Consider the following 7835-nt stretch of genomic DNA (forward strand, 5'->3'; position numbering starts at 1 on the left):
GCGGTCACCCGCCGGATGATCGGCGCGGTGCCGCTTGTCGAGCAGAAACGCGAGCAAGACCATCCTGCTTGCGGCGCCGCCTCACCCCGCCCAGCGCGAGGACCGGATCACCTGGCAGAAATTGCCGCGGTGGAAATGCGGCTCCTTGTCGGCGATGACGTCCGCCTTGACGTTGCCAAAGCTGGTGTCGGGCTTGTTGCGGAGGCCCTCGTAAAAGGCCTGGATGATGTCTTCCTTGAAGGCCGGGGTGCGGGGAAAGGCAGTGACCACGGCATCGCGTTCCGCCGCGCTATATTCGCCATAGGTCAGGCCGAGCACGTCCATCTCGACGCCGGCGGTCACCAGCGCGACCACGGGATGCATGTGCACCGGGATCCCGGGCGTGGTGTGCAACGCGATCGCGGTCCAGACGGTATAGACATCCTCTTCCGGCACGCCGTGCTCGCGGAGGAAGGCGCGTGCGCCATTGGCGCCATCGACCTCGAAGCGCTCCTGCGGGCTGGCATGATCCGGCATGAGCCCCAGGTCATGGAACATCGCGCCGGCGTAGAGCAGCTCGCGGTCGAACAGCAGCCCGCGATGCAGCCCGGCGAGCGCGCCGAAATGATAGACGCGGCTGGAATGGTTGAAGAGCAGGTCCGTCTCATTGTCGCGGACGAACTCGGTAATGGCCCGGGCAAGCTTGCTGTCGGGGATTGCGGCGGCAGGATCGATCATCGGCATCTCGAACTCCTTTGGGAGGGGAGGCGATCGGATAGCGTGCACGCGCGCTGGCATGTTTATACGGAAATAGGATAATACAGCCAAAGCTGGGAGCGAACGGACACAGGCGATGGCGACACGCACGATCGGAATAGTCGCGATGGACGGTGTGCAGCTGCTGGACGTGTCGGGCCCGGCGGACGTGTTCGCGGAAGCCAATGTGCAGGCTGGGAAGCCAGCCTATCGCATCCGCGTGCTCGGAAGCGCGCCGGGGACGATCGAGGCCTCGTCAGGCATGCGCATCGTCGCCGACGAGGTGCTGGGGGCTCCAGCCAGCCTGGGTGTCGACACGCTGCTGGTGGCGGGCGCGCCGCATCTGCATCGCCGCGCCCGCGATCCCGAACTCTATGCGCGGCTGCGCACCGCGGCGGAAGCGGCGCGGCGCTATGGCTCGGTTTGCACCGGCGCGTTCCTTCTTGCCGAGACGGGGCTGCTGGACGGGTGCCGGGCTACGACGCATTGGGCGCTCGCCGAACGCTTTGCCGAGCGCTTCCCCGCCGTCCAGCTCGAGATGGACGCGATCCATGTGCGGGACGGCCGGCTGCGCACCTCCGCGGGGGTGACGGCGGGCCTCGACCTTGCCCTGTCGCTGGTCGAGGAGGACCTGGGCAAGGAGATCGCGCGCAGCGTCGCGGCCCAGCTGGTGATGTATTTCCGTCGGCCCGGTGGCCAGCTGCACTATAGCCGGAACCGCCAGGGGAGCCCGGTGGGGCGGAGCATCCTGCAGGAGGTGCAACGCTGGGTGATCGCCCATCCCGACGCGCCGCACGATGTCGCCAGCCTTGCGGCGCGCGCGGGCATCAGCTCCCGGCATTTCGCCCGGCTGTTCCATGAGGAAGTCGGGGCGACGCCGTCCTTCTGGGTGGAGGGCGTGCGGATCGAGGCCGCCCGGCAGCTGCTCGAGGACGGGGTCGCACCCAAGCTTGCCGCGGCGCGCTGCGGCTTTGCCGATGGCGAGACCTTTCGCCGCGCCTTTCAGCGGCGGCTGGGAGTCACGCCGGCGGCCTATCGGGCGCAGCACCGGCGGGTCGGGCAGGGCTGAGAGGCTTCAGGGCATGGCCTGGCTGGCGCCGCGCTGCATGCCTTCGACCGGCAGCAGCAGCGTGAAGCGCGTGCCCCGGCTACTCGATTCCATCTCGACCCGTCCGCCGATCACTTCCGCGCGGCGGGCCTGGTTGCCCAGGCCCCGGCCCGGGCCGGTCGCCGCCACGTCGAAGCCCTTGCCATTGTCCGCCACGCCCACGCAGACGCAGCCGTCGCGCACCCCGGTGGTGACGGTGATCTCGGTCGCACCGGCGTGCTTGATCACATTGGTGAAGGCTTCCTGCAGGATGCGCAGGATATGCAGCGAGTGGCGCTGGTCGAGCCAGGCGAGCGGCGGCACGTCGCGCACCTCCCAGCGCAGGCGGATGCCGGTCGATTCGAGCCGGGGCTGCAGGCGGAAGCGCAGCGTGCCGAGGAGCAGCAGCAGGTCGGTCTCGACCGGCTCCATCGAATCGATGGTGAGCTTGAGGTCGTCGATGCAGCCCTTGAGCAGCTGGGCGATGTCGGCCTCGTCGATATGGCCGTGCTCGACCATGCGCAGCGTGCTGACCAGCGACGAGCCGAGCCCGTCATGCATGTCCTGCATCAGCCGCTGGCGTTCCTGGAGGAGGACCTCGCGCCGCTCGATCTCGCGCAGCTTTTGGTGGCTGGCGGTGAGCTCGGCCTCGCGCTCGGCGAGGCTGCGGGCGAGCACCACGTTGGATTCGGCTACTGCCTTCATCGCCTTGAGGTAGCGGCTCAGCATGATCTGGCAGAAGACGATGATCAGCGAGATCTGGGCGTAGAAGGAGACGAACAGGCTCTCGATGTCGATGATGTTGTTCTGGAGCAGCATGTCGCGCCCGCCGAGGATGAAGGAGAGCAGGCCGCAGATGGCGAGGCCCGCGCCCTCCAGCGTGCCGGCGCGGCGGCTCCAGACGATGTGCAGCGCGAAGGTGACGGCGCCGACCGACACCATGGTGATGTACATCAGCGGCGAGATGATCGTCGCGTCGGTCGTGCCCTCGAACAGCGGCAGGGTGATCGCGCCGAAGCCGATGCACATCAGGGTGATAACCCAGGTCAGCGCGCGGACGTGATGGCGATGCAGCGCGGTGAGGAAGAGGTGGGTGATCAGCACCGCCCAGCCGACGGAATTGACCGTGATCCAGCCGAACCAGGCGTCGGAGATCGGCAGCCGGTCCGCGCCCATATAGGCATGCATGACGCGCAGGAACGTCACCAGCGTCATCACCGAATAGAGCAGGTAGAGCGTCTCGCTGCGGGTGCGCAGCCAGATCAGGAAGGCGAACACGCCGGTCGCGAGGAACAGCGCCGAGCTGATATAGGGCAGCTCGGCCTGGAAGAAGGCGCGCATGTAGTAAGCGGCGCCGAGCTGGCGGTAGTCGCCGATCCACAGCGTCGAGAGCGCGCCGCCGATGCCGCGGACATGGCGGATGCGGATCAATATGTCTTTGGGCGGGGTGCTTTCGGCAGCTTCCTCGAGCGGGATCCACAGCGGGCGGTTCGAGCCGTTCCACTGGAGATTGGCATGGGTCTGATAGAAGAGCCGCCCGTCGATATAGATGGCCAGCTCGCCATCGGTCTTCCAGCGCGGGATGTAGATATAGGAATGGGGCGGGGCGGCGTGCTGGGGGCCGAGGCTGAAATGATACCAGCTAGTCCGGGTGGGCAGCTTCCCGCCATCGCCGGCGCCCGGCACCATCTTGGGGCGCGGCGCGTGGGGCAGGGCGACCTGTTGCCACTGGCCCTGCAGCGCGCGCCAGTCCTGGGTGCGTGGCGGCGGCGGGTAGCCCTGGGTGTCCTGCACCAGCAGCTCGGCGCGGGTCAGGTGGATGCCCTGGGGCCGCGATCCGTAATAGCAGGCGAGCAGGACCAGCAGCGCCAGCCCGGAATAGAGGAGAAAGGCCCGCAGCGTCCTAGAGGATGCCATGGTTGCGGGCCTCGAAGATCGCCTCGGCCTTCGAGGTGACCTCGAGCTTCTGGTAGATGCGGCGGACGAAGGTCATCACCGTGTTGCGCGAGACCTGCATCAGCTCGGCGATCTCGTCATAGCTGAAGCCCTTGGTGATCAGCTCCAGCGCCTCGCGCTCGCGCGGGGAGAGCGGGGTGGCGATCGGTGTAACCTCCGCCAGCGTCGCCGCGGCGGGCACCGGCTCGGCGGGACGGAAGCGCAGCAGGATCTGGCGGGCGATGCGCGGGCTGATCGGGCTGCCCCCGGCATGGAGCGCGCGGATCTCGTCGGCGATCTTCTCGGCCGAGCTGTCCTTGAGCAGATAGCCCGCCGCGCCCGCCTCGATCGAGGCGATGACGTGCTTCTCGTCGGCGAAGGTGGTGCTGACCATGATCCCGCAATCGGGCCAGGCGGCATGGGCGTCGCGGATCACGTCGATCCCCGATCCGTCCGGCAGGCCGAGATCGACCACCAGCACGTCGAGCGGATCGCCGGCCAGCATCTTGCGCGCCTGGGCAACGTTGTGCGCCATGCCGATCAGCCGCATGTCCTCCGAACTGCCCACCGCGGCGGCGAAGCTGTTCTGGAAGGCGATGTCGTCCTCGACCAGCGCGACCTTGAGCCGGGAGGGAGCGGAATCGGCCATTCGGGCATCCTGGAGCGGTCCGCGCCCTGGTGCGCGGCGATCGGAAGGGCGCGCAGCTGCGCCCGGCTTTTTCGCCTTTACCATCGGTTTCGCCTCAGGCCTGTCCCTAGAAATAGCGACATACGCAATATTTCGGGCTCGTTACAATTTGTTCCGGACGCCCGCCTGGGTTAATCGCGCATTTCCCAGGTCAGGCAAAACAAGAGTCGCGCCATGCCAAGCCCGGAACCCTTGACCCCGATGCTCGTGGCGGAGCTGGTCGGCGGCATCTACGAGGCCGCGCTCGATCCGTGCCTGTGGCAGCGGCTCGTCGACCGCATCGAGTCGATCTATCCCGAGATGACCGTGGCGCTGTTCAGCCATGAGAGCCTCGTGCCCTCGGCAGCGCTCAACGTGGTGGCGAACTATCCCGAGGCCGCGCTGCGCGACTATGCGGCCTGGCACTTCTCGACCAGTCCCTATGTCGACTTCGTGCCGCGCAACCGGGTCGGCAACCCGGTGCGGAGCGAGGCGATCATCCGCGACGAGGAACTCTATCGCACCGAGCATTACAACGACTTCATGCGCCCGCACCGGATCGGCCGGCATGGCACGGGGATGGTGCTCGAGCGCGAGCCCGGCGGCTGGGCCTCGCTGTCCTTCGCCGATCGCTGGAACGATGCCGAGCGGCGCGCGCACCAGATGCAACTGCTCCATCTGCTCGCCCCGCATTTCAGCCGTGCGTTCAAGCTGCGGCGGACGCTGATGGACATGCGCTCGGCCGGCATGGCCTCGCAGACGGTGTTCGACGGCTGGATGCACGCCGCCTTCGTGCTCGACCCCGAGGGGCGGATGATGACGATGAACCGCAAGGCCGAGGCGCTGGTGGCGTGCGGGGAGGGGATCACGCTCAGCCGCTTCGGCCAGCCGCGCAGCTTCGACGACAGGAGCAGCCGTGCGCTCGACGACGCCTTTGCCAGCTGCCGCGCCGGTGCGGATGCGCCGATGACGGGCGGAGACCTGCCCGGTGTGATGCTGCCGCGGCGCTCGGGCGGGGCGGCGCTCCATGCGATGTTCTGGCCGGTCGCCAGCGCCGCCAGCTTCGGGCTGCCGAGCCTGCCGGGGCAGGTGCTGCTCGTAATCTCCGACCCCGACGACACGCCGCCCGGCGCGGTCGCCTGGATCGCGCGCCGCTTCGGCCTGTCGCCGGCCGAGGAGAAGCTCGCCGATGCCGTGATCGCCGGCGTGCCGCTGGGCGAGGCGGCAGAGAAGCTGGGGATCCAGCTCTCGACCGCGCGCACCCGGCTGAAGACGATCCAGGCCAAGACTGGCTGCCATCGCCAGATGGACCTGGTGCGGCTGGCCATGTCGGTGCCGACCATCCGGCTCGTCTGACCGGCGCGCAACGGCGCGCGGATTTTACCCCCATATGGGAGCTATTCGCTCCCGCCGTGCCTTCCTAGGCAGCCAGCTTCGCGATCGTGCGTGCGCGTCCGCGGAGGGGGATGGTGCCGATGGAAAAGCGATTTTCCTGCCGTGGCTTAGCCGTCGGCCAGGGTTTCGGGCCGGCTAGCGACGGCTTCCGTGACGTCGTTCCACGGCTGTCACTATTAGTAGCGACAGACGCCAAACCGCCCCTCCGGTACATTACGGATGCAGGATCGCCCAACCGGGTCGTGGGGCAGGGCGGCCTTCCAGTTTCTCCGTTTCAGACAAAAGGCCGATCGATGCCGAAGGTTGCCGTGCACACCCGCTCCAGCGGGCGGAAGACGCTTGCGCTGTTTTCGTTCCTCGCGGGCACTGCGCTCGCCACGCCCGCGGCTGCGCAGGTGCTGCCCTCGCGCCAGCAGCTCAACCCGGCCCAGCAATCGCCGGTGCCGGCAGCCCCGCGCGGCGAGCTGTTCCGTGACATGGAGGCGGGGCCGTGCCCCTTTGCCGGCAGCGACCTGAAGGTCACGCTGACCGGCGTCGAATTCCAGGGTACCAGCGGCAAGCTCGCGCTTTCCGACGAGCGGCTGCGCCTCGCCTATGCCGACCTGATCGGCCGCGAAGTGCCGGTCGCCACGATCTGCACGATCCGCGACCGCGTGGCCTCGCTCTACCTGCGTCGCGGCGTCCTCGCTGCGGTGGAGATCCCGCAGCAGCGCATCGCCGACGGCAAGCTGGTCCTCTCGGTCACCGAGGCGCATGTTGCCTCGGTCAATTATCACGGCGATGTCGGCCCGGCGCAGCGCCAGGTCGAGCGCTATCTCGACAAGCTCAAGGGCATGGCGCCGTTCGACCTCAACGTCGCCCAGCGCTACCTGTTGCTCGCCTCGGACATTCCGGGTGTGATCGTCCAAGCCTCGCTCAAGCAGACGCCGGGCGGCAAGGGGGCGGTCGATCTCGACATCGCGGTCTCGCGCACGCCGGTGACGGCCAGCTTCGCGGCGAACAATTACGGCTCGGAATCGATCGGCCGCGACCTCGCCACCGCGCGGGTCGATTACAACAGCTTCACCCCGCTCGGCGAGCGGACGACGATCATCGGCTATGGCACGATCACCAGCCCCGAGCAGCGCGTCATCCAGCTGACCGAGAGCGTCAAGCTGGGCGGGGAAGGGCTGCAGCTCGACCTGTCCGGCTCGTTCGCGCGGACCCGGCCGGGGGCAGCGCTCACGCCGCTCGACCTGCTCGGCAACAGCTTTGCCGGCAACGCCCGGCTGAGCTATCCGCTGCTGCGCCACCGCCGCTACAATCTGAACCTGTCGGGCGGTCTCGAATGGATCGACCAGAAGGTCGAATTCGGCGGCGGCATCGCCACGCTGACCGACGACAAGCTGCGCGTGTTCTTCGCCAAGCTCGACGGCTTCCTCGCACCGCGCGAGCTGGCTTCGCACTCCGTGGTGGCGACCGGCTCGATCGAGCTGCGCAAGGGCGTCAACGGCCTCGGCGCCACGCCTTTCGGCAATCCGGTCGCCTCGCGCTTCGGCGGCCGGCCGGACGCGACCGTGTTCCGCGCCGATCTCTCGGTAGGCGGGCGGCTGTTCGGGCCGGTGACCGCCAGCATCGCGACCAGCTGGCAGTACACCAACACGCCTTTGCTTTCCTATGAGGAGTTCTCCGCCGGCACGCTGTCGATCGGCCGGGGCTACGACCCCTCGGCCGCGTCGGGCGACCGGGCGCTGGGCTCGACCCTCGAGATCAGCACCGCGCCCTTCCAGTTCGCCAAGCGCTCCGTCTTCCGCCCCTATGCGTTCCTCGACGCGGTGCGCCTGACCAATATCGGGCCGGGTGCCGACCGGACGACGCTGCGCTCCGCCGGCTATGGCATCCGCGCGCAGATCGGGCCCTGGTTCTCGCTCGACGCCGCCTGGGCGCATCCTTTCGACCGGGTGGCGCCCAACACGCCCAAGCCCGGCGACCGCTTCCTCGTCAGCCTCACCGCCTCGATCTTCTGAGGGTTCAGAT

General features: G+C 68.2%; 6 protein-coding genes. 3 read left to right on the plus strand and 3 right to left on the minus strand.

From position 1 onward, the window contains the following. Positions 1-81 precede the first annotated feature (81 nt). The gene (locus ACEN8G_RS04465) at positions 82-723 is read right to left on the minus strand and encodes an HD domain-containing protein (RefSeq protein ID WP_413414352.1); all 642 of its coding nucleotides are present in this window, start codon (positions 721-723) and stop codon (positions 82-84) included. Positions 724-832: 109 nt separating this feature from the next. Between ACEN8G_RS04465 and ACEN8G_RS04470 the strand changes: the two genes are divergently transcribed. Further along, the gene (locus ACEN8G_RS04470) at positions 833-1804 is read left to right on the plus strand and encodes a GlxA family transcriptional regulator (RefSeq protein WP_413414353.1); all 972 of its coding nucleotides are present in this window, start codon (positions 833-835) and stop codon (positions 1802-1804) included. A gap of 6 nt (positions 1805-1810) precedes the next feature. Here ACEN8G_RS04470 and ACEN8G_RS04475 read toward each other — a convergent pair whose 3' ends face one another. Beyond that, positions 1811-3739: an ATP-binding protein gene (locus ACEN8G_RS04475; RefSeq protein WP_413414354.1), complete on the minus strand. Its 1929-nt coding sequence runs from the start codon at positions 3737-3739 to the stop codon at positions 1811-1813. Next, positions 3726-4406 (minus strand): response regulator, encoded by a 681-nt coding sequence (locus ACEN8G_RS04480; RefSeq protein WP_413414355.1) that lies wholly within the window; start codon positions 4404-4406, stop codon positions 3726-3728. The genes ACEN8G_RS04475 and ACEN8G_RS04480 overlap by 14 nt, the downstream gene beginning before the upstream one ends. Positions 4407-4619: 213 nt before the next feature. Here ACEN8G_RS04480 and ACEN8G_RS04485 point away from each other — a divergent pair, with 213 nt between their 5' ends. Together ACEN8G_RS04485 and ACEN8G_RS04490 are read left to right on the plus strand one after the other, a co-directional pair. Further along, positions 4620-5780: a helix-turn-helix transcriptional regulator gene (locus ACEN8G_RS04485; protein ID WP_413740742.1), complete on the plus strand. Its 1161-nt coding sequence runs from the start codon at positions 4620-4622 to the stop codon at positions 5778-5780. 332 nt (positions 5781-6112) lie between these two features. Beyond that, the gene (locus tag ACEN8G_RS04490) at positions 6113-7825 is read left to right on the plus strand and encodes a ShlB/FhaC/HecB family hemolysin secretion/activation protein (RefSeq protein ID WP_413414357.1); all 1713 of its coding nucleotides are present in this window, start codon (positions 6113-6115) and stop codon (positions 7823-7825) included. Positions 7826-7835 lie beyond the last annotated feature (10 nt).

The organism is Sphingomonas sp. Sphisp66 (assembly GCF_047324325.1).
Lineage (GTDB): Bacteria > Pseudomonadota > Alphaproteobacteria > Sphingomonadales > Sphingomonadaceae > Sphingomonas.

Bases quoted from the DNA above. Each gene is read 5' to 3' on its own strand.
- ACEN8G_RS04490 (WP_413414357.1), top strand. From the start codon at position 6,113: ATGCCGAAGGTTGCCGTGCACACCCGCTCCAGCGGGCGGAAGACGCTT.
- ACEN8G_RS04480 (WP_413414355.1), bottom strand. From the start codon at position 4,406: ATGGCCGATTCCGCTCCCTCCCGGCTCAAGGTCGCGCTGGTCGAGGAC.
- ACEN8G_RS04475 (WP_413414354.1), bottom strand. From the start codon at position 3,739: ATGGCATCCTCTAGGACGCTGCGGGCCTTTCTCCTCTATTCCGGGCTG.
- ACEN8G_RS04485 (WP_413740742.1), top strand. From the start codon at position 4,620: ATGCCAAGCCCGGAACCCTTGACCCCGATGCTCGTGGCGGAGCTGGTC.
- ACEN8G_RS04470 (WP_413414353.1), top strand. From the start codon at position 833: ATGGCGACACGCACGATCGGAATAGTCGCGATGGACGGTGTGCAGCTG.
- ACEN8G_RS04465 (WP_413414352.1), bottom strand. From the start codon at position 723: ATGCCGATGATCGATCCTGCCGCCGCAATCCCCGACAGCAAGCTTGCC.